This is a genomic window from Streptomyces sp. TG1A-60, assembly GCF_037201975.1.
Lineage (GTDB): Bacteria > Actinomycetota > Actinomycetes > Streptomycetales > Streptomycetaceae > Streptomyces.
In genome coordinates this window covers 6,454,998-6,478,368 of sequence record NZ_CP147520.1, presented here as the reverse complement: position 1 = coordinate 6,478,368, position 23,371 = coordinate 6,454,998, and the positions used below count along the sequence as shown (strand labels likewise).

18 protein-coding genes and 3 pseudogenes are annotated in these 23,371 nt (G+C 72.9%); 12 read left to right on the top strand and 9 right to left on the bottom strand.

Translation table 11 applies throughout. From position 1 onward, the window contains the following. The first annotated feature begins 8 nt into the window (after positions 1-8). The 4 genes and pseudogenes from WBG99_RS28210 (at position 9) to WBG99_RS28195 (ending at position 5,619) form a co-directional block, all read left to right on the top strand. Positions 9-1,540 (top strand): annotated as a pseudogene (locus WBG99_RS28210) (cobyric acid synthase). 79 nt (positions 1,541-1,619) lie between these two features. Beyond that, positions 1,620-3,644, top strand: coding sequence for a putative cobaltochelatase (locus WBG99_RS28205; RefSeq protein ID WP_338898996.1), 2,025 nt, complete (start codon positions 1,620-1,622; stop codon positions 3,642-3,644). Further along, positions 3,645-4,244 (top strand): cob(I)yrinic acid a,c-diamide adenosyltransferase, encoded by a 600-nt coding sequence (cobO, locus tag WBG99_RS28200; protein ID WP_338898995.1) that lies wholly within the window; start codon positions 3,645-3,647, stop codon positions 4,242-4,244. Positions 4,245-4,248: 4 nt separating this feature from the next. Further along, positions 4,249-5,619 (top strand): cobyrinate a,c-diamide synthase, encoded by a 1,371-nt coding sequence (locus WBG99_RS28195; protein WP_338898994.1) that lies wholly within the window; start codon positions 4,249-4,251, stop codon positions 5,617-5,619. A gap of 47 nt (positions 5,620-5,666) precedes the next feature. Here the strand turns inward: WBG99_RS28195 and WBG99_RS28190 are convergent, their stop codons facing one another. Next, positions 5,667-6,395, bottom strand: coding sequence for a ZIP family metal transporter (locus WBG99_RS28190; protein ID WP_338898993.1), 729 nt, complete (start codon positions 6,393-6,395; stop codon positions 5,667-5,669). A gap of 176 nt (positions 6,396-6,571) precedes the next feature. Here WBG99_RS28190 and WBG99_RS28185 point away from each other — a divergent pair. The 3 genes and pseudogenes from WBG99_RS28185 to cobC all read left to right on the top strand — a co-directional run. Next, positions 6,572-6,955, top strand: a pseudogene (locus WBG99_RS28185) (cobalamin biosynthesis protein); the annotation flags it as partial. Between the two features lie 311 nt (positions 6,956-7,266). Continuing rightward, positions 7,267-8,220, top strand: a complete 954-nt coding sequence (locus tag WBG99_RS28180; RefSeq protein WP_338898992.1) for a sirohydrochlorin chelatase — start codon at positions 7,267-7,269, stop codon at positions 8,218-8,220. Beyond that, positions 8,210-9,286, top strand: a complete 1,077-nt coding sequence (gene cobC / locus WBG99_RS28175; protein WP_338898991.1) for an Rv2231c family pyridoxal phosphate-dependent protein CobC — start codon at positions 8,210-8,212, stop codon at positions 9,284-9,286. The genes WBG99_RS28180 and cobC overlap by 11 nt, the downstream gene beginning before the upstream one ends. 54 nt (positions 9,287-9,340) lie before the next feature. On the opposite strand, the gene WBG99_RS28170 is transcribed toward cobC, so the two are convergent. From WBG99_RS28170 to WBG99_RS28145, 6 genes are all read right to left on the bottom strand, one after another. Then, complete coding sequence (locus tag WBG99_RS28170) at positions 9,341-11,266, bottom strand: DUF2264 domain-containing protein (protein ID WP_338898990.1); 1,926 nt, start codon at positions 11,264-11,266, stop codon at positions 9,341-9,343. Between the two features lie 121 nt (positions 11,267-11,387). Then, entirely contained in the window at positions 11,388-12,563 is a 1,176-nt protein-coding gene (locus tag WBG99_RS28165) for a LacI family DNA-binding transcriptional regulator (protein WP_338898989.1), read from the bottom strand. A gap of 38 nt (positions 12,564-12,601) precedes the next feature. Further along, positions 12,602-14,239, bottom strand: a complete 1,638-nt coding sequence (locus WBG99_RS28160) for a sugar ABC transporter substrate-binding protein (protein ID WP_338898988.1) — start codon at positions 14,237-14,239, stop codon at positions 12,602-12,604. A gap of 31 nt (positions 14,240-14,270) precedes the next feature. Then, positions 14,271-15,158 carry a carbohydrate ABC transporter permease gene (locus WBG99_RS28155; RefSeq protein WP_338898987.1) on the bottom strand — a complete coding sequence of 296 codons (888 nt, stop codon included), beginning with the start codon at positions 15,156-15,158 and terminating at the stop codon, positions 14,271-14,273. Then, entirely contained in the window at positions 15,155-16,009 is an 855-nt protein-coding gene (locus tag WBG99_RS28150; protein WP_338898986.1) for an ABC transporter permease subunit, read from the bottom strand. Before WBG99_RS28150 ends, WBG99_RS28155 begins: the two co-directional genes overlap by 4 nt. A gap of 338 nt (positions 16,010-16,347) precedes the next feature. Continuing rightward, positions 16,348-17,439 (bottom strand): amidohydrolase family protein, encoded by a 1,092-nt coding sequence (locus WBG99_RS28145; protein WP_338898985.1) that lies wholly within the window; start codon positions 17,437-17,439, stop codon positions 16,348-16,350. An 86-nt stretch (positions 17,440-17,525) separates the two neighbouring features. On the opposite strand from WBG99_RS28145, the pseudogene WBG99_RS28140 reads away from it, so the two are divergent. From WBG99_RS28140 to thpD, 5 genes and pseudogenes are all read left to right on the top strand, one after another. After that, positions 17,526-17,887 (top strand): annotated as a pseudogene (locus WBG99_RS28140) (alanine--glyoxylate aminotransferase family protein); the annotation flags it as partial. 338 nt (positions 17,888-18,225) lie between these two features. Continuing rightward, positions 18,226-18,789: a diaminobutyrate acetyltransferase gene (ectA, locus tag WBG99_RS28135; protein WP_338898984.1), complete on the top strand. Its 564-nt coding sequence runs from the start codon at positions 18,226-18,228 to the stop codon at positions 18,787-18,789. 74 nt (positions 18,790-18,863) lie between these two features. Then, entirely contained in the window at positions 18,864-20,135 is a 1,272-nt protein-coding gene (ectB, locus tag WBG99_RS28130) for a diaminobutyrate--2-oxoglutarate transaminase (protein ID WP_338898983.1), read from the top strand. 84 nt (positions 20,136-20,219) lie between these two features. Next, complete coding sequence (locus WBG99_RS28125; protein ID WP_338898982.1) at positions 20,220-20,624, top strand: ectoine synthase; 405 nt, start codon at positions 20,220-20,222, stop codon at positions 20,622-20,624. A gap of 7 nt (positions 20,625-20,631) precedes the next feature. Further along, entirely contained in the window at positions 20,632-21,546 is a 915-nt protein-coding gene (gene thpD, locus WBG99_RS28120) for an ectoine hydroxylase (protein ID WP_338898981.1), read from the top strand. Positions 21,547-21,638: 92 nt separating this feature from the next. Here thpD and WBG99_RS28115 read toward each other — a convergent pair whose 3' ends face one another. Continuing rightward, the gene (locus WBG99_RS28115; protein ID WP_338898980.1) at positions 21,639-22,685 is read right to left on the bottom strand and encodes a maleylpyruvate isomerase family mycothiol-dependent enzyme; all 1,047 of its coding nucleotides are present in this window, start codon (positions 22,683-22,685) and stop codon (positions 21,639-21,641) included. Positions 22,686-22,761: 76 nt separating this feature from the next. Next, the gene (locus WBG99_RS28110; RefSeq protein WP_338898979.1) at positions 22,762-23,370 is read right to left on the bottom strand and encodes a sigma-70 family RNA polymerase sigma factor; all 609 of its coding nucleotides are present in this window, start codon (positions 23,368-23,370) and stop codon (positions 22,762-22,764) included. Position 23,371 lies beyond the last annotated feature (1 nt).

Below are 23,371 nucleotides of genomic sequence, written 5' to 3'. Positions count from 1 at the left end.
GTCGTGCCCTGGGCGGCGGACTGCTCGTCGCCGGGACCACCTCCGACGCCGGTAAGAGCGTGGTCACCGCCGGAATCTGTCGGTGGCTCGTGCGGCAGGGTGTCAAGGTCGCGCCGTTCAAGGCGCAGAACATGTCGCTCAACTCCTTCGTGACGAAGGAGGGCGCCGAGATCGGGCGTGCTCAGGCGATGCAGGCGCAGGCCTGTCGGGTCGAGCCCAGCGCGCTCATGAATCCCGTGTTGCTGAAGCCCGGGGGCGAGCGGAGCAGTCAGGTGGTGCTGCTGGGAAAGCCCGTGGGGGAGATGAGTGCGCGCGGATATCACGGTGGGCGGCAGGAGCGGCTGCTCTCGACCGTGACGGAGTGTCTGGCCGAGTTGCGGGGCACGTATGACGCGGTGATCTGCGAGGGGGCCGGTTCGCCCGCCGAGATCAACCTCCGGCGGACCGACATCGTCAACATGGGCATCGCCCGTCGTGCCGGGCTTCCGGTCCTCGTCGTCGGTGACATCGACCGTGGGGGCGTGTTCGCGTCGTTCTTCGGGACCGTCGCGCTGCTCTCGCCGGAGGACCAGGCCCATGTCGCCGGGTTTCTCGTGAACAAGTTCCGGGGGACGTCTCGCTGCTGGAGCCTGGGCTCGACATGCTGCGCGGGCTCACCGGGCGGCAGACCTACGGCGTGCTGCCGTTCCGGCACGGGCTCGGCATCGACGAGGAGGACGGGCTGCGGGTGTCCCTGAGAGGGACGGTTCGCGAGTCGAACGTCGCGCCGCCCGTCGGGGAGGACGTGCTGCGGGTCGCCGTGTGCGCGGTTCCGCTGATGTCCAACTTCACCGACGTGGACGCGCTCGCCGCCGAACCCGGGGTCGTCGTACGGTTCGTGGACCGGGCGGAGGAGTTGGCCGACGCCGACCTGGTCGTCGTTCCGGGGACCCGGGGGACGGTCCGGGCGCTGGAGTGGCTGCGGGAGCGGGGGCTCGCCGACGCCCTGGTGCGCAGGGCGGCGGAAGGGCGGCCGGTCCTCGGCGTCTGCGGCGGGTTCCAGGTCCTCGGCGAGCACATCGAGGACGAGGTCGAGAGCCGGCGGGGGTGTGTGGACGGGCTCGGGGTGCTGCCCGTCCGCGTGCGGTTCGCCCGGGAGAAGACGCTCACGCGGCCCGTCGGGCAGGCTCTCGGGGAGCGGGTCGAGGGGTACGAGATCCATCACGGGGTCGCCGAGGTCGTCGGCGGCGAAGCGTTCGTCTCCGATGACAACGGACACAGCCTGGACGGGTGCCGCGTCGGGCAGACGTGGGGCACGCACTGGCACGGGTCACTGGAGTCGGACGGGTTCCGGCGGGCCTTCCTGCGGGAGGTGGCGCTCGCCGCGGGGCGCCGCTTCGTGCCGGCCTCCGACACGTCCTTCGCCGCGCTGCGCGAGGAGCAACTGGACCGGCTCGGCGATCTGATCGAGGAACACGCGGACACGGACGCGCTGTGGCGGCTCATCGAGTCGGGCGCGCCGGCGGGACTGCCGTTCGTGCCTCCGGGAGCACCCGGATGAGCACGTCACACGGACGGCATGAGGGAGCGGCCACGGGCGATCCGTCCGGGCCGGAGAGTGACTGGGAGGGCGACGAGAAGTGAGTGTTCCGTTTCCGTTCACGGCCGTCGTCGGCCAGGACGACCTGCGGCTGGCGCTGCTGCTGAACGCGGTGTCGCCGGCGGTCGGCGGTGTGCTGGTGCGCGGCGAGAAGGGCACCGCGAAGAGCACCGCCGTGCGGGCGCTCTCGGCGCTGCTGCCGGAGGTCGACGTCGTCCCCGGGTGCCGTTTCTCGTGCGACCCCGCGAAGCCGGACCCCGACTGTCCGGACGGGCCGCACGAGGCCGGCGGCGGTGCATGGCGGCCGTCACGCATGGTCGAGCTGCCCGTCGGCGCCTCCGAGGACCGGCTCGTCGGCGCGCTCGACATCGAGCGGGCGCTGGCGGAGGGCGTCAAGGCGTTCGAGCCGGGGCTGCTCGCGGACGCGCACCGCGGGATCCTGTACGTCGACGAGGTGAACCTGCTCCACGACCACCTCGTCGACCTGCTGCTCGACGCGGCGGCGATGGGCGCCTCGTACGTCGAGCGCGAGGGCGTCTCCGTACGGCATGCCGCGCGGTTCCTCCTCGTCGGGACGATGAACCCCGAAGAGGGCGAGCTGCGGCCCCAGTTGCTCGACCGGTTCGGGCTGACCGTCGAGGTCGCGGCCTCGCGGGAGCCGGAGCAGCGCGTGGAGGTCGTACGGCGGCGGCTCGCCTACGACGACGACCCGGCCGGATTCGCGGCCCGTTGGGCCGAGGAGGAGGCCGACATACGCCGACGCGTCGTCGCCGCACGGGAGTTGTTGCCCTCCGTGGTGCTGGGCGACGGGGCGCTGCGGCAGATCGCGGCGACCTGCGCGGCCTTCGAGGTGGACGGCATGAGGGCCGACATCGTGATGGCGCGGACGGCCACCGCGCTGGCCGCGTGGGCCGGGCGGACCGATGTGCTCGCCGAGGACGTGCGGCGGGCGGCGCTGCTCGCGCTGCCGCACCGGCGGCGGCGGAACCCGTTCGACGCGCCGGGGCTCGACGAGGACAGGCTCGACGAGACGCTGGAGGAGTTCGGGGAGTCCCCGGAGGACGAGGAGGACCCTGATCCCGGTCCGGACGGGCCCGGCGGTGGCGGGCAGCCGCCCTCCTCGGAGCCCGAGGGGCCGCGGGGCGGTGACACGGGTGCGCGGCCCGAGGCCCAGGAGAGCGGACCCGCCCAGGCTCCGGCCGCCGGCGAGCAGTCCCCCGTACGGGCCGCCGAGCCCTTTCGTACGAAGGTGCTGAGCGTGCCGGGGCTCGGTGAGGGCGCCGCCGGGCGGCGTTCGCGGGCGCGAACCGAGCGGGGGCGTACGACCGGGGCGCGCCGGCCGCGCGGCACGCTGACCAAGCTGCACCTGGCTGCGACCGTGCAGGCCGCCGCCCCGCATCAGCGGACGCGGGGGCGGTCGGGGCCGGGGCTGGTGGTGCGCCGTGACGATCTGCGGCAGGCGACGCGGGAGGGGCGTGAGGGGAACCTCGTGCTGTTCGTCGTGGACGCCTCGGGGTCGATGGCCGCGCGGCAGCGGATGAGTGCCGTCAAAGGTGCCGTGCTGTCGCTGTTGCTCGACGCCTATCAGCGGCGGGACAAGGTGGGGCTGGTGACCTTCCGGGGGTCGGCCGCCGAGGTGGCGTTGCCGCCGACCTCGTCCGTGGACGCGGCGGCGGCCCGGCTGGAGTCGCTGCCGACGGGCGGGCGGACACCGCTCGCGGCCGGGCTGCTCAAGGCCCACGACGTGCTGCGGGTGGAGCGGCTGCGGGACCCCGCGCGACGGCCGCTGGTCGTGGTGGTGACGGACGGGCGGGCGACCGGCGGGCCGGAGCCCGTCGCGCTCGCCGGGCGGGCGGCGCGGCTGTTCGCGGCCGAGGGCCTCGCGTCCGTGGTCGTGGACTGCGAGACGGGCCATGTCAGGCTGGGGCTCGCGGGGCGGCTCGCGGGTGAACTGGGCGGTACGGCGGTGACGTTGGACGAGCTGCGGGCGGACTCCATCGCCGGGCTGGTACGGGATGTGCAGGGATCACAGGGAACGCAAAGGACTTCGAGGAGGGCCGCGTAGATGCCGCAAGGACAACCGAGTGTCGTGCCGGACGACGGGCTGACGACTCGTCAGCGCAGGAATCGTCCGCTGGTCTTCGTGCACACGGGCGTGGGCAAGGGCAAGTCCACCGCCGCGTTCGGGCTCGCGCTGCGCGCCTGGAACCAGGGGTGGCCGATCGGGGTGTTCCAGTTCGTCAAGTCGGCGAAGTGGAAGGTCGGCGAGGAGAACGCGCTGCGCGTGCTCGGGGCGTCCGGTGAGGGCGGGTCCGTCGACTGGCACAAGATGGGCGAGGGCTGGTCGTGGGTGCAGCGCGACGGGCAGATGGACAACGAGGACAAGGCCAGGGAGGGCTGGGAGCAGGTCAAGCGTGACCTGGCGGCCGAGACGTACAGGCTGTATGTGCTGGACGAGTTCGCGTACCCCCTGCACTGGGGGTGGATCGACACCGACGAGGTCATCTCGGTGCTGCGGGACCGGCCCGGCACCCAGCATGTCGTCATCACCGGGCGGAACGCGCCCGACAAGCTCGTCGACTTCGCGGACCTGGTGACCGACATGTCGAAGGTCAAGCACCCCATGGACGCGGGCCAGAAGGGCCAGCGGGGCATCGAGTGGTGACGCCGTGACCTCCTCCCCGTCCGCCCTCCTGCCGTCCGTCCCCCGGCTGGTCATCGCCGCGCCCTCCTCGCGCAGCGGCAAGACCACCGTGGCCACGGGGTTGATGGCCGCGCTCACCGAGCGGGGGCTCGCCGTGTCCCCGCACAAGGTGGGGCCGGACTACATCGACCCCGGGTACCACGCGCTCGCGAGCGGGCGCGTGGGGCGCAACCTCGACGCGTACCTGTGCGGCCCCCAGGCGGTCGCGCCGCTCTTCGCGCACGGGGCGCGCGGCTGCGACATCGCCGTCGTCGAGGGTGTGATGGGCCTGTACGACGGGGCCTCGGGGCAGGGGGAGCTGGCGTCCACCGCTCATGTGGCGAAGTTGCTGCGGGCGCCGGTGGTGCTGGTCGTGGACGCCTCGTCGCAGTCACGGTCGGTGGCGGCGCTGGTGCACGGGTTCGCCTCCTGGGACCCCGGGGTGCGGATGGGGGGCGTGATCCTCAACAAGGTCGCGTCGGACCGGCACGAGGAGTTGCTGCGGGAGGCCCTGGAGTCGACGGGTGTGCCCGTGCTCGGGGTGCTGCGGCGGGCTCCTCAGGTGGACACGCCGTCCCGGCATCTGGGGTTGGTGCCGGTCGCCGAACGGCGGGCGGCGGCGGTGGAGGCCGTGGCGGCGATGGCCGCGCAGGTGCGGGCCGGGTGCGATCTGGAGGCGCTGGTCGCGCTCGCCCGGAGTGCCGGGGCGTTGTCGGGTACGGCGTGGGAGCCGCCCGTCGTCGCCACGGGGAAACGGGAGGTGGTCGCCGTGGCCGGCGGGCCCGCGTTCACCTTCTCCTATGCCGAGCACACGGAACTGCTGGCCGCCGCCGGTGCCGAGGTCGTCGTCTTCGATCCCCTGAACGACGAGCGCCTGCCCGACGGGACGAGCGGGCTGGTGATCGGCGGCGGGTTCCCCGAGATGTACGCCGCCGAGCTGTCGGCCAACGAGCCGCTGCGCAAGGCGGTCGCCGAGCTGGCGTTCGGCGGGGCTCCGGTGGCCGCCGAGTGTGCCGGTCTGCTCTATCTCTGCCGGGAGTTGGACGGGCGGCCCATGTGCGGGGTGCTCGACGCGACGGCCCGGATGGACCAGCGGCTGACCCTCGGCTACCGCGACGCCGTGGCCGTCGGCGACAGCGCGCTCGCGCCCGCCGGGACCCGGATGCGGGCGCACGAATTCCACCGGACCGTCGTCGAGCCGGCGGCCGGTCCGGCCCCCGCCTGGGGGATACGGTCCCCGCAGCCACGGGTCGAGGGGTTCGTGCGGCGAGGCGTGCACGCGAGTTATCTGCACACCCACTGGGCGGCGGAGCCCGGTGTCGCCCGCCGCTTCGTGGAGAGGTGCCGGACGCCATGAGCGGCGGACGCGGCGGGGTGGCGGTGACCGGCGCCGGGGGCTTGCGGTCACTCCGCCACGCCCACCACCAGCCAGATGAAGGCCGCCCCGGCGATCGTGCACAGCAGGGTGGAGCGGGCCGGGTGTTCGTGGTGGGCCTCGGGCAGGATCTCGGCGGCGGCGAGGTAGAGCAGTGCGCCGCCGAAGAAGCCGAGGTAGCAGCCGAGAGGCTGCTCGGGGATCGTGAACAGGAGGGTGGAGGCCGCGCCGGCCACCGGGGCCGCCGCGTCCGCGAACAGCATCGCGAGCGCACGGCGGCGGGCGTTGCCGTACACGCGGGTGAGCGTGTAGGTGTTGAAGCCGTCCGCGAAGTCGTGGGCGATCACCGCGACCGCGACCGCGACGCCCATGCCCTGGTCGATCTGGAAGGCCGCGCCGATGGCGATGCCGTCCATGGCGCTGTGTCCGACCATCGCCGCGGCGGCCGTCAGGCCCACCTGGGGCGTACGGCCGTTGTGTTCCTCCGCGCCGTGCGCCGCCTGCCGTGCGGCCAGCAGGCGTTCCACCAGGTGGGCCACGAGGAACCCGGCGACGAACAGCAGCAGCGCGGCCGGTACGCCGAAGACCTCCTCCCCGGCGGCCTCCAGTGCCTCCGGCAGCAGGTCGAGGCCGACCACGCCCAGCATCAGGCCGCCGGCCAGGCCCAGCACCAGGTGACGGCGGTCCGTCACGCGTTGTGCCGTCCAGCCGCCGACCAGCGTCATCAGGAACGCGCCGAGCGCTACGAAGACCGCCATGGGACCTTGCTATCGGATCGGCGGGCGTTCCCGCGCGCGGCGCCCCGCAGTGCTGGGCCGCAGGGCGGGCGGTACGCCGTCCGCGAGGGCGGCGCGCGGGGGCGGCCGGGCCGGTGGTTCACGTGACCGGCCGACGTGCGCCGGGCGTCGGCGCGGTCCGGGGTGGCCCCGAAGGGCCCTGTCTCGTCGTGGGTGTGGGCGTGTCCAAGGGGGCCTCGGCGGACGAGATCGTCTCCTTGATCAAGGCCGCCCTGGGCGACGCCGGCCTCTCCCCCGCGTCCCTCGCCGAACTCGCCACCGTGGATGCCAAGGCCGGCGAGCCCGGCATTCTCGCGGCGGCGGAGCGGCTGGGCGTGCCGGTGGCGGGGTATCCGGCCGGCACGCTGGCCCGGGTCGAGGTCCCCCATCCCTCCGAGGCCCCCCTCGCGGCCCTGGGCACCCCTTCCGTGGCCGAGGCCTCCGCGCTCGTGCACGGCGGTGAACTCCTCGTCCCCAAGCGGAAGTCGACGCGGGCCGACGGCCGGCCGGCGAGGGTGACGTGCGCGGTCGCCCGGCGGCCGGCCGGGCCGGGATCGGACGCTGGTGCCGGAGGCCCGGCGGAGGCGGGCCTCCGCGTCGGCCAGCGTCGGACAGGATGCCTCGCGTCCGACCGGGGCGAGCCGACGGGCGACCCTGGTTTCGTTCGTTCCGGGGGCGGTCGGCATGATGATCGTCGTGACGGTGGGCCCCACGGCGATCCGGGAGATCGCGGAGCGCTCGGTGGCGCCGTGCCGGGTTTCTTCCCGCACCACTCGCTTTCCGATCCCGACCTCGATCCCGATTCCCACCCCCGTCCCGATCCCGTTTCCGTTTCCGTTTCCGAGGAGCAATCGTGACCACCCCGCCGCCCGCCCTGCTCGTCGCCGCCGGTCATGGCACCCGGGACGAGGCCGGGGCCGAGGCGTTCCGCGATGTCGTACGGGAGCTCGGACGCCGCCACCCCGGACTACCGATCGTGGGCGGCTTCGCCGAGGCGGCCCCGCCACCGCTGGACGGGGCCGTGAGTGAGCTGGTGGAGAGGGGGGTGCGGCGGTTCGCCGTCGTCCCGCTGGCACTGGGGCCCGCCGGGCGCGCTGAGGGGGAGGTCCTGGCGGAGCTGGCCCGCGAGTTGGAGCGGCACCCGGAGAGCTCGTACACCTGCGGCCGTCCGCTGGGCCCGCACCCGGCGCTGCTGAGCGTCCTGGAGCGGCGGCTGGACGAGGCACTGGGGTCGGTCACGGGGCGTACGCCGGGCGACCGGGCCGAGGTGACCGTGCTGCTCGTGGGGCGTGGGTCCACCGACCCGGAGACCAACGCGGAGGTGCACCGGGCGGCCCGGCTGCTGTGGGAGGGGCGCGGTTACGCGGGGGTGGAGACGGCGTTCGTGTCGTCGGCGGCGCCGGACGTGCCGAGCGGCCTCGACCGGTGCGTGAGGCTGGGCGCCCGGCGGATCGTCGTGCTGCCGTACCTCCCGCTCGGCGGCGTCCTGCCGGACCGGGTGCGGCAGCAGACCGAGGGGTGGGCTGCCGCGCGTCCGGAGATCGAGGTACGGTCGGCCGATGTCATCGGACCGGAGCCGGAGTTGCTCGATCTGGTCGTGGAGCGGTACCGGGAGGCCGTGGAGGGCGGTCCGCGTATGAACCGCGACTCCCGCGACCCCGCCGTCCACGACAGCACCGCGCCCGGCGTCGGGGGCACCGCGGGGCTGCCGCGACAGCCGCACGCCCACCCGGACGGCGACGGGCACCACCATGGCCTTGGGCACCACCCTCACCACTGGGGACACGCGCATTTTCATGCACACTGAATCCACCACCGGGAGCGGGCACGACCTGCGGCATCACGGCGACGCCGAGGTGCGGGACGACGGGGTGCGGCTCATCGACCTCGCCGTGAACGTCCGGGCCGGCACACCGCCCGCCTGGTTGCGGGAGCGGATCGCCGGGTCGTTGACCGGGCTGGCCGCCTACCCCGACGGGCGCGATGCCCGAGCCGCGGTCGCCGCCCGGCACGGACTGCCGGCGGACCGGGTGCTGCTCACGGCGGGGGCCGCCGAGGCCTTCGTGCTGCTCGCGCGCGCCCTGCGGGCCCGTCGACCCGTGGTCGTGCATCCGCAGTTCACGGAGCCCGAGGCCGCGCTGCGGGACGCCGGGCACACCGTGGACCGGGTTCTGCTGAGGGAGTCGGACGGTTTCCGGCTGGACCCGGCGGCCGTGCCGGAGGACGCGGACCTCGTCGTCATCGGCAATCCGACCAACCCGACGTCGGTCCTGCACCCGGCGGCCTCCATCGCCCGACTGGCCCGGCCGGGGCGGACGCTGGTGGTCGACGAGGCGTTCATGGACGCGGTGCCGGGCGAGCGCGAGGCGCTGGCGGACCGGACGGACGTGCCCGGCCTCGTCGTCCTGCGCAGCCTCACCAAGACGTGGGGGCTGGCCGGTCTGCGCATCGGGTACGTCCTCGCCGCCCCCGGGACGATCGCCGCGCTGGAGCGTGCCCAGCCCCTGTGGCCGGTGTCCACGCCCGCCCTGGCGGCGGCCGAGGCCTGCGTGTCCGACCGGGCCCTGGCGGAGGCGTCCGCCGCGGCCGGCCGTATCGCCGCCGACCGGGCCCATCTGGTCGCCGGACTCAGGGAGTTCGCTCCCGACGGCCTGGTCGTGGCCGAGCCCGCCGAGGGCCCGTTCGTACTGGTCCGGCTGCCCCGCGCGGCGGCCGTGCGCCGGCATCTGCGCACCCTCGGCTTCGCCGTGCGGCGCGGCGACACCTTCCCCGGGCTGGACGAGGAGTGGCTGCGCCTGGCGGTCCGCGACCGGACCACCGTCAACGGCTTCCTCCAGGCACTGGACCGGGCGGTGACGCTGGCGGACCGCTGAGGGGAGAGCTCCGGCGGTCCGCCCCGGACGTGATCGCCCCTTAGGCCCCTGCCCCTAAGGGAGCCTCAGGAGCCCTGACGAGTACGGAAGTTCGTCCCAGCGGACCCCCTCCAGGGTGCCGTCCGGAAAGCGGATGCCCACGTTTCCGTCGGCGTCGACCGTCGCGCTCGCCCCGGTGTGCGGGGTGTGCGGGTCACCGCTGAGCATGACGAGGGTGACGAGGAGCAGCGCGCTCCCATCGCGTCCCGCGCGTCCTTCGAGTACGGGCGTAGCCGAATGGTGCCCGTACGCGTTGGTGCCCGCGCCTCGCACCACGGCTCCGTGCCCGTCGCCCCAGCCGTGCAGGCCCACGAGCGCGCTGGTCAGACCGTCCGTCCGGCGCGTCCGCGCCCAGTCGGGGCCGGCCGCGCCCCCGGGCGGTTCGGCGTCGTCGGCCACGGGCCAGCCCCCTTCCCGTACGGGTGTGCCCGGCGGGACGTCGACGCGGTGGACCCTGATCTCCCACGGGCCGTGCACCACACTGACCGTGTCGATGCCGTCGCCGTACCGGGACGCGGCGCGGCGGCCCCGGACGCCCAGGGGGCGGATGCGGCCACGGGGGGAGGGCGTGCCGTCGGGTGCGAGCAGGGCGAGGTGGTTGTCGGGGCCGGACCCGGGGGTGGCCGGGGTCTCCGGTGCCGTCGCGCTGGAGTACGCGAGCCGGGCGTAGTGCGGGCTGTCGGCGGCGGTGGCGGGCGGGGGCGGCAGTCGGTCGCTGCCGTGGTTGACGAGGCGTACGAGTCCGTCGGCGGCGGTGGAGTGGAGCAGCCAGCCGGGGCCGGGCAGGGCCAGCGTGGTGTCGGCCGTGTCCACGGGCGCCGGCTCCTCCGGGGCGGTCCACACGGGGTGGCTCTCGGGCAGGAGGAGGCCGAGGAAGGCTTTGGCGGCCCAGTACGGGGAGGCGGGGCCCGAGTAGCGCTGGGTGGCGGGGAGGAAGGGCCGGTACCAGCCCAGCGTGAGCAGGCCCCGCTCGTCGGGCGCGCCCCGTTCCGCGAAGTGTCTCAGTGCGCCGGAGGCGAGTCGGCGGGTACGGCCGGGCGGCAGGGGTGTGGCGTCGGCCAGGGCGCCCGCCCACAGCGGGGCGGTGGTCGCGAAGCGGTAGGTGAGCGAGCGGCCCTGGTGCACCGGTGCCCCGTCGGCACCGTAGAAGTGCTGGTGGGTGGCGAGGAACTCGCGCAGCCGCCCACGATGCCGGGCCACCAGCTCCGCGTCCGCCCGGGGCCCCGCGATCCGCGCCCACAGCACCGGGTACAGGTGCAGCGCCCAGCCGTTGTAGTAGTCGAACTTCCGTCCGTCGCCGTCGGTGTACCAGCCGCCGCCCCGGTACCAGTCCTCCAGCCGGGCGAGCCCCGCGTCGATCTCGGCGCGGCTGTACGGGGCGCCGGCCGAGGCGAGGAACTCCTCGGCGATCACCTGGAAGAGCCGCCAGTTGGAGTCGTTGACGTCCGCCCCGACGAAGCCGCCCAGCCAGTCGGCCACCCGGCCGCGTACGGCGTCGTCGAGGTGGTCCCACAGCCACGGCCGGGACTCGTGCAGGGCGATGGCGACCGAGGCGGCCTCCACCATGGGCTGCGCCCGGTCCGTGACGGGCGGCCAGCGTTCCTCGCCGTACGGGTCGGTCCCGGCGGCGAGTCCGGCCGCGTACCGCTCGATCAGGGCGGGGCCGACCCGCCCGCCCGAGCCCGCGATCCGGAAGGCGGCGAGCAGGAAGGAGCGGGCGAACCCCTCCAGCCCGTCGGACAGCGGGCCGGAGTGACTGGCCCGGCCGGGCAGCCGGTACTGGGCGAGCCCCGGCGACGCGTACGGCACCAGCCCGTCGAGCAGCCGGTCGGCGACGGCCTCCCAGTGGGCACGGGTCCAGCCGGTGAGCGGTGAGAGGCAGTGGTCGCTCGGGGGGAGGTGGGTCAGATCCTCGGGGAGCGACATGTGCGGCGCGGTCATGCGGGGGTGGATCCTCCCTCTGTCGGACGAGGTTCGTCGGACGGATCGCGCGGGTTCGCCACAGCGCGCCCCGAGGGGCGCGGGAAACCGCGCGACCAGCCACACATCACCCGTGGTCGGCCTACGGCCCGGCCGGCGGAGCCCCCGGCGGGGCGACACTGCGGCGCACGACGATGTGTGTGCCCAGCAGGTGGTGGGTCCCGGCCGCGTGCTCGGGGTCGCGCAGAGCGATCCGCACGGCGGCGCGGCCGAGTTCCTCGGCGGGCGTACGGACGGTGGTCAGCGGCGGGTTGAAGTCCTCGGCCAGCGGGATGTCGTTGTACCCGACGACCGACATGTCCTCGGGGACCCGCAGACCCGCGTCGGCGATCGCTCGGAGCGCTCCCGCGGCGACCATGTCGTCCCCGGCGAACACCGCCGTGAACTCCCGCGTCTCCTTGAGGAGTTCGGTCATCGCCCGTAGTCCGGCCGCCCGCCCGAGGCCGCAGTCGACGATCTGAGCCGCCGTCGGCGGCAGCCCGTGTTCGGCGAGCGCGGCCCGGTAGCCGGCGACGCGGGCGTCGAGCGCGGTGTTGCCGGGCAGGCCGCCGAGGAAGACGATCCGCCGATGGCCCGCCGACAGCAGGTGGCCGGTGACGGCCCGCGCCCCGGCCTCGTTGTCGAACTCCACCACGAGCGCCGGGATCCCGGGCCCCGGCGCCGGACGGCCGCACAGCACCAGCCGGGCGCCGGACGCGTCCAGGGCCTGCGCGTACTGGGCGACACGCTCGCGATACGCGTCGTCCTCGACGACCCCGCCGACGAGGATCACCAGGCGTGCCCCCTCCTCCCGCATGAGCCGGACGAAGTCCATCTCGCGCTGCGGATCGCCGCCGGTGGCGCCGACCACGCAGAGCCAGCCCCGGTCGGCGGCCTCGGCCTCCACGCCCTCGGCGACCTGGGCGTAGAAGGGGCTGGTGACCTGGCGGACGACGACGGCGGCCATCTTCCGGCCGCCGCCGGCCAGGGCGCGGGCGTGCGCGTTGGCGACGTAGTCGAGTTCGCGGGCGGCGCGCAGGACGCGGGCCCGGGTGGCGGCGGGCACCGGGTGGTTGCCGCTGAGGGCGCGGGAGGCGGTGGCCATCGACACCCCCGCCCGCTCGGCGACCTCACGGATCGTGACCCGACCCTTCGGCTCCGTCTCCTTGGGCGCCGCCTCCCTGGATGCCGTCCGCTTGACCGCCGTCTCCTCCAGCACCGCCTCCTCGGACGCCGCATCCTCGGGTGCCGACTCCTCGGGTGCCATGTCGTTCCTCATCCCCCGCGTCTCCCTGTTCCGCTGCCGCCGGCCACCGGTCACGTGTTGGCCGCGTGGTCCTTCGCGAACTCATCGGCCATTCTGTCGCCGCCCCGCTCGCGCCACTTCCTCACGGTCGCGTCCCACTCGGAGAGGGGGAGGCGCCCGGCGACGACACCGGTGAGCGTGTCCTCGATGAGGGCCTTGAGCGTGGCGCCCCGGGAGTTCTTCGTAGCTGACTGGAGCCCGAAGGAGGCGTTGCGGATGGCGTGCGGCACGGTCTTCCGCTGCCAGGCGTGCAGGGCCCGTACGGCGTCCGGCATGCCCGGCACGAACAGCACCTGGGGGCCTTCGGCGAGGTACTTCAGCGGCAGGTTGGTGTTGTTCTCGACCTCACCGAGCTTGGTGGCCTGCGGGGAGCCGTCCTCACCGCGGGTGAAGTGGGTGCCCTCGACGCCGTAGTGGACCAGCTCCCACTCCTCGCTGCCGAAGGGCGCGGCGAGGTAGTCCAGGATGCGCAGCAGCATCTCGATCCGTTCCTTCTTCGCCTTCTTCAGCACGGTGTAGCCGAAGGAGCGGCGGGCGGCGACGATCCCGCCGGGTTCACCGCCGACGCTGTACGGGAGGGCCGCCGCCGGGGTCAGCTTGCCTCGGCTCTCCCGGTACTTGGGGAGGTACGCGCCGAAGCCGTCCTGCATGGAGCCGACCGTGCCGTTGTAGTAGAGGGTGGTCAGATCGATCTGGGAGACGGACGTGGCGTCGGGGTGGTACGAGCCGTCCTCGCGCAGCCGCGCCTGGAAGGCGATGGCCGCCTTGAAGCGTTCGTCGGCCCAGCCGGACTCGAAGGTGCCGTCCTTGGTGACGGTCCACTCCAGGGGCGCGTTGTGCGCGGCGGCGTGGACGGCGTTGCCGAAGAGGGAGCCGGCCGCGGCGCCGAGGGCGTAGGTGCGACCGCCGGTGGCCCGCCGGGCGACGGCGGCGAAGTCGTCGGCCGTCCAGCCCTGCGTCATGCCCGCGTCGGTGAACATGCCCTCGTTGAGCCAGAGCGTGGAGCCGGGCAGCGGGCGCTCCAGGGGGATGCCGTAGAGGAGACCGCCGATGCGGCCCATGTCGCGCCAGGCGTGGGTGGGGATGTTCGCGAGGTTCGGGTATGCGGCGATCGCGTCCCCCGAGAGGAACGGGGTGAGGTCCTCGGCGCGTCGCCGCACGAACTCGGGTTCGCGGGGCAGGACGAACCCGGAGAAGATGTTGATGATGTCCGGCAGGGTGTCGGCGTCGCCCGCCATCACCGTCGCCATCTTCTTCTGGTAGTCGGCCTGGGAGATGATCGTGTACTCGATCTTCACCCCGAGGGCGTTCTCGACCGCCGTCCAGAGACGGTTGGCGGAGGCGGGCTTGGGTGGCGTACCGAACGACACGGACATGACCTTGACCGTGGAGCCGTCGCCCGGTGTGCGGGAGACCGACTTGGCCAGGTCGGCGGGGTAGGCGGTGTAGCCCGCCTGGACGCCGGCCTCGGTGGGCGCGAGGTCCGGCTTGGGACCGCCGGCGGGCTTGTACGCGGGCCAGGGGGCGAGCTTCTTGCCGGCGCTGGAGACGTCGCTGTCGCCGGAGCCCGTGGAGCAGGCGGTCAGCGCACCCGGGACCGCGACGGCGGCCATGGATCCGAGCAGGGTACGGCGGGACATGCGGGCCATGGGTGAATCACCTCGTGTGTCAGCTCGTGTGTCAGCTCTTGATGGCGCCGGTGAGCACGCCCTTGGTGAAGTACTTCTGCAGGAAGGGATAGACGAGCAGGATCGGTACGGTGGCGATCACGAGGACCGCCATCTGCACGGTCTGCGGCGCGGTGACGGTGGCCTCGCCGGTCGTCGCGTCGGTGAGCCCGGAGCCGGCCACCACATAGGTGCGCAGCACCTGCTGGAGGGGCCAGTGCTCGCTCTCCAGGTACAGCGAGGCGTAGAACCAGGAGTTCCAGTACGCCACCGCGTAGAACAGTCCGACGACGGCCAACGCGGCCTTGGACAGCGGCAGTACGACCGAGAACAGCACCCGCCAGTCGCCCGCCCCGTCGAGCCGCGCGGCCTCGTACAGCTCCTCGGGAATGTTCTGGAAGAAGCCGCGCAGGACGACGAGGTTGAAGACGTTCACCAGGACCGGCAGGACCAGCGAGGCGTAACTGTCCAGCAGGCCCAGCTCCTTGACCAGCAGGAAACTCGGGATCATGCCGGGCGGGAAGAGGAAGGTGAACAGGATCAGCAGCAGCACGGGCCTGCCGCCGAGGACGCCGGGGCGGGAGAGCGCGTAGGCGAGCGTCACGGTGCAGGCGAGGCTGAGCAGCGTGCCCACGAGCGTGACCCCGGCGCTGACGCCGAGGGCGTGCGTGACGATGCCGCCGTCGAGGATGTCGCGGTACGCGTCCAGGTTGGGCTCGGTGGGCCAGAGCACCCAGCCGCCGTTCGCGACGACCTCGTCGGTGGAGGCGAGCGAGGTCGAGACGATGACGAGGAACGGCACGCAGACCAGGAGGACGACGGCACCGAGGGCGAGGGCCTTGGCGGCCTGTGTCACCGGTTTCGGCTTCTCCAGCCACCCTGGACGGACCTGGGCACTCACTTGTAGACCCCCTGTTCGCCGAGGCGGTGGGCGAGCTTGTTGGCGGCGTACACGAGCAGCGCGCCGATGACGCCCTTGAACAGGCCCGCGGCGGCGGCGAATCCGTAGTCGCCGCCGACGATGCCCTGGTAGTAGACGAAGGTGTCGATGATCTCGGCGGTCTGCGGGCCGACCGCGTCGCGCTGGAGCAGTATCTGCTCGAAGCCGACGGAGAGGATGTCACCGAGCCGCATGATGAGCAGCAGCACGATCACCGGGCGGATGGCGGGCAGGGTGACGTGCCAGAAGCGCCGCCAGGGGCCCGCCCCGTCGATCGCGGCGGCCTCGTACTGCTGCTCGTCGACCTGGGCGAGGGCGGCGAGGAAGATGATCGTGCCCCAGCCGGCGTCCTTCCAGATGACCTGGGCGACGGTGAGCGGCCGGAAGGCGTCGGGGTTGCCGATGATGTCGACGGTGCTCAACCCCATGCCGTCCAGCGAGGAGTTGAGCAGTCCGGTGTCGCCGAGGACCTGTTGGAACAGGGCGACGACGATCACCCATGAGATGAAGTGCGGCAGATACGCCACCGACTGCACGAGGCGGCGGACGCTGCTCCAGGTGAGGGTGTGCAGGAGCAGGGCGAGCCCAAGCGGCACCGGGAAGTAGAAGACGAGCTGGAGGACCGCGATCCAGAGGGTGTTGAGGACCGCCGCCCAGAACGCACCGTCCTCGAACATCCGCTGGAAGTTGCCCGTGCCGACCCAGGGGCTGGCCCAGATGCCGTCGAAGGGCACGTACTCCTTGAAGGCGATGAGGTTGCCGGCCAGCGCGCCGTAGTGGAACAGCAGGAAGTAGGCGAGACCGGGGAGCATGAGCAGCAGGAGGGCCCGAGATTGGAAGCGCTTTCGTGATGGTGGCGCGCTTCTCGTCCGGCGTCGGCCCGTGTCGATTTCCTCCGTACCTGCACGTTCCCGGAGCAAGGCCGCCACAGGTCCCCCTCAGACCTCGAAGTCGAGTCCAGGGGAAGTTAAAACGCTTTCATTCGGCAGTCAACGGCCCTGACAGAGAAAGCCGTTGACTGCGGTGTCCGGTGCGTGCGCTGGGCGTGCCGGGCGGACGCCCTCGTGCTGGACGTACTCGGGCTTACGGCCTGCGCGGGCGCGAGGGCGTGCCGGGCGTCGCGACGGGGCGGACGTCGCCTGTCGCGGCACTAGCCGACGACGCGCCCGTTCAGGACCACCCGTCGCGGTGCCGCCAGCACGCGTACGTCGGCGCGGGGGTCCTCGTCGTACACGACGAGGTCGGCGGGGGCACCCTCGTCGAGGCCGGGGCGGCCCAGCCACTGCCTGGCACCCCAGGTGGTCGCCGACAGGGCCTCGATCGCGGGGATGCCGGCGGTGACCAGTTCGGCGACCTCGCTCGCGACGAGGCCGTGGGCGAGGGAGCCGCCGGCGTCGGTGCCGACGTACACCGGAATGCCCGCGTCGTATGCGGAGCGCACGGTGTCGTAGCGCCGCTCGTGGAGTCGGCGCATATGAGCCGACCAGCGCGGGAACTTCGCCTCGCCGCCGTCCGCCATGTCCGGGAAGGTGGCGATGTTGACGAGGGTGGGAACGATGGCGACGCCCCGCGCGGCGAACAGCGGGATCAGGTCATCGGTCAGCCCTGTCGCGTGTTCGACGCAGTCGATGCCCGCCTCGACCAGGTCCCGCAGGGAGTCCTCCGCGAAACAGTGGGCGGTCACCCGGGCCCCCAGCAGGTGCGCCTCCGCGATCGCCGCCTCCACCGCCTCGCGCGGCCAGCACGCGGCCAGGTCACCGAGGTCGCGGTCGATCCAGTCGCCGACCAGCTTGACCCAGCCGTCGCCCCGCCGGGCCTCCTGGGCGACGTACGCGACCAGCTCCTCCGGCTCGATCTCGTGGGCGAAGTCACGGATGTAGCGGCGGGTGCGGGCGATGTGGCGGCCGGCCCGGATGATGTGCGGGAGGTCGTCGCGGTCGTCTATCCAGCGGGTGTCCGAGGGCGAGCCGGCGTCCCGGATGAGCAGGGCGCCGGCCTCGCGGTCGGTCAGCGCCTGCTTCTCGGCGACGTCCTGGTCGACCGGGCCGTGGGCGCCGAGGCCGACGTGGCAGTGGGCGTCCACGAGGCCGGGGAGGGCCCAGCCCTCCACGGTGCGGACGTCCTGGAGGCCGGTGGGGCGGTCGTACGTCACCCGGCCGTCCACCACCCACAGTTCGTCACGGACGTCCTCGGGGCCGACGAGGACACGGCCCCTTATGTGCAGCACCGCGTGGTCGCTCATGGGTGCACCTTAGTTTTTTCTCCGCCGCCGGGCCCGCCACGACCGCGCTGAACGTGATCACCGGACCGTACGGGCAGACCTTCTCGTCCCGGCACGCGTCCGCCGCTGCGGCGACCCGCGCGGGGACACTCGCCCTGGGCGGAGGCCCGGAGCAGTACGTCCACGAGGCGGCCCCGATGCCGCGCCGGTCGCACGACCCTCCGAGTGCCCGCGGGTTCGACGCGTCGGAGCCGGTCGCGAAGGCGCTGGCCACGGACCCGGCCCTGCCGCTGGCCGCGGGGCTGCGGCGCCCTCGCGAGGGAAATGGTCCGGGTGAACCATACGGCCCCGACGCGACCCCGGGAACCGTGCGGTCCGGCCACGCGGGGCCGGGGGCGGCGCCGGCGGAATCGGGGGCCGGTGTCGACCCGGGGCGGCGCGTCGGGCGGCGGCGGAGGCCTGGGAGTGACAGACCTCTCCCCGAGGGAAATGCGGGCCCATATTTCCGACAGAAATCCAGTGGAATTAAGAGAGTAGAACCCCGTGCCCTTCTGCCCGCTCTCCCCGTCCCCAAACATAAAGATCCAACGAACACCGAGGGCGTGATTCGAGCAGGTCTCGCGAACGTTACGCAGGTGTGACCGACTCCACAATGTACCCCTTTTCTGTGGTATTTTCCGGGCAAATCGCACCAGATCGACCAGGCCTTCCGGCCCCACTCACGCCCGCGTGATAACACATGAGCGACCCATCCGTAACCCCGTGCAGTGATGCAATTCGAAATTCCCCTCGGTAAATTCAAGCCGTATGACTGCCGCACAAGCAGACCTGCACACCTCACCCCTGGAATCGCACGCGCACCCACTGACGGAAATCGCGGAAGGGATCCGGATCGACCGCCCGGACGTGGCGGACGGCGCGGCGCTGTGGCGTATCGCCCGGGACTCCGGAGCCCTGGACCTGAACTCCTCGTACAGCTATCTGCTGTGGTGCCGGGACTTCGCGGACACCTCGGCGGTGGCGCGGAACGAGGCGGGGGAACCGGTCGGGTTCGTGACCGGGTACGTGCGTCCGGAGCGGCCGGACACCCTGCTCGTGTGGCAGGTCGCCGTCGACGAGGCGCACCGGGGGCTCGGCCTGGCGGGCGCGCTGCTGGACGGGCTCACCGCGCGGGTGGCGGGAGTACGCCCCCTCACCACCGTCGAGACCACCATCACGCCGGGCAACACCGCATCCGAACGCCTGTTCGCCACGTTCGCCGAACGTCATGGCGCGAGCGTCGACCGCACGGTCCTGTTCGAGGCGGAGGACTTCCCGGACGGCCCGCACCAGCCCGAGGTGCTCCACCGCATCGGCCCGCTGTCCCCCTGAGGGCGGTCGCCCCTGAGGGCGGCTGTCGCCCGCACCCCTTCCTCCCTCACCCACGCATCGAGGAGCGATTCGACGTGACCATCACCCAGCCCGACCTGAGCGTCTTCGAGACCCTGGAGTCCGAGGTGCGCAGCTACTGCCGCGGCTGGCCCACCGTCTTCGACCGCGCGCAGGGCAGCCGCATGTACGACGAGGACGGCCACGCGTACCTGGACTTCTTCGCCGGCGCCGGTTCACTCAACTACGGCCACAACAACCCCGTGCTCAAACGCGCCCTCATCGACTACCTGGAGCGGGACGGCGTCACCCACGGGCTCGACATGTCGACGACCGCCAAGCGGGCGTTCCTGGAGTCCTTCCAGAACCTGGTGCTGCGACCGCGCGACCTGCCGTACAAGGTCATGTTCCCGGGTCCGACCGGCACCAACGCGGTCGAGTCGGCGCTGAAGCTGGCCCGGAAGGTGAAGGGGCGCGAGGCCATCGTGTCGTTCACCAACGCCTTCCACGGCATGTCGCTCGGGTCGCTCGCCGTCACCGGCAACGCCTTCAAGCGCGCCGGGGCGGGCATCCCGCTGGTGCACGGGACACCGATGCCGTTCGACAACTACTTCGAGGGGCAGGTCCCCGACTTCCTGTGGTTCGAGCGTCTCCTGGAGGACCAGGGGTCCGGGCTGAACAAGCCCGCCGCCGTGATCGTGGAGAGCGTCCAGGGCGAGGGCGGCATCAATGTCGCCCGCCCGGAGTGGCTGCGCGCGCTCGCCGAGCTGTGCGAGCGGCAGGACATGCTGCTCATCGTCGACGACATCCAGATGGGCTGCGGCCGGACCGGCGCGTTCTTCTCCTTCGAGGAGGCGGGCATCACGCCCGACATCGTCACCGTCTCCAAGTCCATCAGCGGCTACGGGCTGCCGATGGCGCTGTGCCTGTTCAAGCCGGAGTTCGACATCTGGGAGCCGGGCGAGCACAACGGCACGTTCCGCGGCAACAACCCGGCCTTCGTGACGGCGACGGCGGCGCTGGAGGCGTACTGGGCGGACGGCTCCGCCATGGAGAAGCAGACCCGGGAGCGCGGTGAGCAGGTCGCGCAGGCCCTCATCTCCCTCACGGAGGAGAACCTCGCCGATGTGAAGGAGTACCGGGGGCGCGGGCTGGTGTGGGGCATCGAGTTCCACGAGAAGGCGCGCGCGGGCCGGGTCGCCCAGCGGGCCTTCGAACTCGGGCTGCTCATCGAGACGTCCGGCCCGGAGAGCGAGGTCGTCAAGCTGCTGCCCGCTCTCACCATCACCCCCGCGGAGCTGGACGAGGGCCTGCGTGTCCTCGCCCGCGCCGTACGGGAGACCGTCTGAGACCGCTCGGGCAGATCTGAGACCCGTTCTGCCGGACGTTCGGCCAGACAGCTGTAAACCCAACCGAGGAGGCATCGCAACACCGTGATCGTCCGTTCGTTCAAGGAGATCGAAGGCACCGACCGGCATGTCAGGGCCGCGTCCGGCACCTGGGAGAGCAAACGCATCGTCCTCGCCAAGGAGCGGGTCGGCTTCTCCCTCCACGAAACGATTCTGTACGCCGGTACGGAGACGTCGATGTGGTACGCGAACCACGTCGAGGCCGTCGTGTGCGTCGAGGGCGTGGCCGAGCTCACCGACCACGAGACCGGGCAGAGCCACACGATCACGCCCGGGACCATGTACCTCCTCGACGGCCATGAGCGGCACACCCTGCGCGTCAAGGAGGACTTCCGGTGCCTGTGCGTCTTCAACCCGCCCGTCACCGGACGGGAGGACCACGACGAGAACGGCGTCTACCCACTGCTCACCGAGCCCGAGGAGGTGTGACATCACCATGACCACGACCACGACCACGACCACTGCCACCACCGTTCCCGACCTCTACCCGAGCCGAGGGGCCACCGAGGTGTCGGTCCCGCGCCAGGACCCGGTCGTCTGGGGCTCCCCCGGCACACCCGGCCCGGTCTCCCTCACCGAGCTCCAGTCGTACGAGCGTGACGGCTTCCTCGCCGTCGAGGAGCTCATCGGACCGGACGAGGTCGCCGTCTACCGGCAGGAGCTGGAGCGGCTCGTCACCGATCCGGCGATCCGCGCCGACGAGCGTTCGATCGTCGAGCCGAAGTCGCAGGAGATCCGGTCGGTCTTCGAGGTGCACCGGATCAGCGAGCTGTTCGGCCGGCTGGTGCGCGACGAGCGGGTCGTCGGGCGGGCCCGGCAGATCCTCGGCTCGGACGTCTACGTCCACCAGTCACGGATCAACGTGAAGCCGGGCTTCGGTGCGTCCGGGTTCTACTGGCACTCCGACTTCGAGACCTGGCACGCCGAGGACGGGCTGCCGAACATGCGGACGGTGTCCGTCTCGATCGCGCTGACCGAGAACTACGACACCAACGGCGGGCTGATGATCATGCCCGGCTCGCACCGGACGTTCCTCGGCTGCGCGGGGTCCACCCCGAAGGACAACTACAAGAAGTCGCTGCAGATGCAGGACGCCGGCACCCCGTCCGACGAGGCGCTGACGGCCATGGCCTCCGAGTACGGCATCAAGCTGTTCACGGGCAAGGCCGGTTCGGCGACCTGGTTCGACTGCAACTGCATGCACGGCTCCGGCGACAACATCACGCCGTTCCCGCGCAGCAACGTCTTCATCGTCTTCAACAGCGTGGAGAACGCCGCGGTGGAGCCGTTCGCGGCGCCGGTACGGCGGCCGGAGTTCATCGGCGCGCGGGACTTCACGCCCGTGCGGTGACCACGCCGTCGCCCTGACCGGGCCGGGCGGTCGCTGTCCCCTGAGCGACCACCCGGCCCTCGCGTGTGTCCGGCCCGTCCGCGGGGCGCTCCTCACAGCCAGGCCAGCGACGCCGCCGTCTCCAGTACGTTCCGGGCCGCCCCCTCGTCGCCGGACACCCCCCTCGGTACCTGGTCCGGGGTGTGACGGCCGCCCACCAGGAGGCAGAAGTCGACCGGGTCCAGGGTGAGTTCGGCACGTACGGGTTCGGTGTCGGAGCCGAGGACCCAGGAGGCGCGGGTGGGGCCGGTGACCTCGAAGAGCACGGGGGGCGCCTCGTGGAGCGCCAGGACGAGGATGCGGACGGCAAGGCGGATCAGGGACGAGAGGTGGTCGTCGGGGGGCGGGGGGACGGCGAGGCCGAGCGCGCGGCCGATGTCGTCCGTGTGGATCCACGTCTCGAAGGCGCGGACCACGAAGTGGTCGGCGACCGGCAGCCGGAGGTCCATCACCGAGACGGGGCGGGCGGCGCGTTCCAGGTCGCGGGCCTCGGGCGTGGCCAGCAGCGCGGCGGCCTGCGCGGCCCAGGTGACGACCGTCTCCCCGGGCGGGCGGGCGTGCTCGTGGGCGATGACGTCGGCGGTGCGCCGGGCCCAGGCCTCGCCCGTGGGAACCCCCTCCGGGATGTGCGAGGCGGGCACGCGGGCGTCGACACCGAGGTGCACGCCTAGGTGCTCGTCGGCGGCCACGAGGTGCGCGACGGTGGCGTGCACGTCCCAGTCGTGGACGACCGGGCTGCCCCAGCGGCCGTCCAGCTCGGGGACGAGGGCCTGGAGTCCGGCCACGGCGGCGGCGTAGGGGGCGGCGTGCGGGGCGATGGGGATGCGGGGACTGCGGGAGCACAGGGCTGACGCGAGGATCCCGTCGGCGCTCCCGCTCACGGCGCCGCCCGACTCGGCACCCGGCGCGTTGTCCGGGGCCGCGCCCGGTACGGGGGCGCCGTCCAGCAGTCGTACGGTGTCCCGGAGCCGCTCGGCCTCCGCCGCGCACTCCTCGCACACGGCCAGGTGCGGGGGGGCCGTTGTGGCGTCGCCGGGTGGGAGCACGCCGATCGCCCAGGCGGCCAGCAGCTCCCGTACGCCGTCGTGGTCGTTGGTCATCGCGCGCCGCCCTTTCGCCCTGCCACATCCACGATACGCAGGCCCGCTGCGGTCCGGACGGCCCCGTGCGCCCCCATCACGCGCCCCTCACCGGTGCCGGGTCCGGTGGGTCCGCGAGGGACTCCGCCAGTTTGCGCAGGGCCGAGCGCAGCCGGGTCTTCGCGGTGCCCTCGGGTATGCCCAGTTCGACGGCGGCCTGACGGTAGGTACGGCCCGCGAAGTACGCCAGGTGGACCACCTCCCGCTGCGGGCGCGGCAGTCCGGCGAGGGCGCTGTGCAGCAGCAGGGAGCGCTCGCGGTCGACCACCGCCTCGTCCGGGCCGGGTGCGGCGTCGGGGATGGCGTGCAGCGCCGAGTCGTCCGCGCGGGCGTCCTTGCGGTGCCGGGCCTCGTCGCGCACCCAGTCCACGGCCCGCCGGTGGGCGAGCATGGACAGCCAGGTGCGCAGCGAGCCGCGGCGCGCGTCGAAGCCGTACGGCCTGCTCCACAGCTGGGCGAAGACCTCCTGCGCCACGTCCTCGGCGGCGGCCGGGCTGCGGGTGACCCGGACGGCCACCCGCCGGACCAGTCCCCCGTACGCCGCGTACGCCTCACACAGCGCGGACTCGTCCCCGTACACCAGCCGCCGATGCAACTCCACATCGCTGGGCGTCTGTTCGAGCGTCGGCTCCACCGGCACCACCACC

Bases quoted from the DNA above. Each gene is read 5' to 3' on its own strand.
- cobO (WP_338898995.1), top strand. From the start codon at position 3,645: ATGCCGCAAGGACAACCGAGTGTCGTGCCGGACGACGGGCTGACGACT.
- WBG99_RS28190 (WP_338898993.1), bottom strand. From the start codon at position 6,395: ATGGCGGTCTTCGTAGCGCTCGGCGCGTTCCTGATGACGCTGGTCGGC.
- cobC (WP_338898991.1), top strand. From the start codon at position 8,210: ATGCACACTGAATCCACCACCGGGAGCGGGCACGACCTGCGGCATCAC.
- WBG99_RS28170 (WP_338898990.1), bottom strand. From the start codon at position 11,266: ATGACCGCGCCGCACATGTCGCTCCCCGAGGATCTGACCCACCTCCCC.
- WBG99_RS28165 (WP_338898989.1), bottom strand. From the start codon at position 12,563: ATGAGGAACGACATGGCACCCGAGGAGTCGGCACCCGAGGATGCGGCG.
- WBG99_RS28160 (WP_338898988.1), bottom strand. From the start codon at position 14,239: ATGGCCCGCATGTCCCGCCGTACCCTGCTCGGATCCATGGCCGCCGTC.
- WBG99_RS28150 (WP_338898986.1), bottom strand. From the start codon at position 16,009: ATGCTCCCCGGTCTCGCCTACTTCCTGCTGTTCCACTACGGCGCGCTG.
- WBG99_RS28145 (WP_338898985.1), bottom strand. From the start codon at position 17,439: ATGAGCGACCACGCGGTGCTGCACATAAGGGGCCGTGTCCTCGTCGGC.
- ectA (WP_338898984.1), top strand. From the start codon at position 18,226: ATGACTGCCGCACAAGCAGACCTGCACACCTCACCCCTGGAATCGCAC.
- thpD (WP_338898981.1), top strand. From the start codon at position 20,632: ATGACCACGACCACGACCACGACCACTGCCACCACCGTTCCCGACCTC.
- WBG99_RS28115 (WP_338898980.1), bottom strand. From the start codon at position 22,685: ATGACCAACGACCACGACGGCGTACGGGAGCTGCTGGCCGCCTGGGCG.